Source organism: Olavius algarvensis spirochete endosymbiont (assembly GCA_900608495.1).
Taxonomy (GTDB): Bacteria; Spirochaetota; Spirochaetia; order DSM-2461; family DSM-2461; genus UBA2779.
Map to the genome: position 1 here is coordinate 1 of UWYT01000157.1, position 262 is coordinate 262.

At 48.1% G+C, this 262-nt stretch carries 1 protein-coding gene; it reads left to right on the top strand.

Features of this window, described 5'->3' with window-relative positions; genetic code table 11:
• A partial coding sequence (locus S1OALGB6SA_RS10600) for a hypothetical protein (protein ID WP_230204406.1) occupies positions 1-262 on the top strand: 262 nt, incomplete at both ends.

Here is a 262-nt window from a genome sequence, read left to right on the forward strand (position 1 = left end):
ATTTAGGAACTGGTTTACGGCCCCGAATAGGGGCCCGGAAATCGAGCACCCTCCTTCTCACAATGAGGAGAGTACAGTAGCCACCTCCAACACCCAAGACATATTCACAGCAGAAGCTGAATCCGATAAGGGTAACGATTGGCTTGAGGCAGCTAGAGAGCTTAAGAGGCTGGAGGCTTCCATAAAACCATTTCCCGTTGATGAAGTAACAGGCGACCCCTATTTTGATTATTCCAATGAGCCTTTTACTAGCAGTGATGGT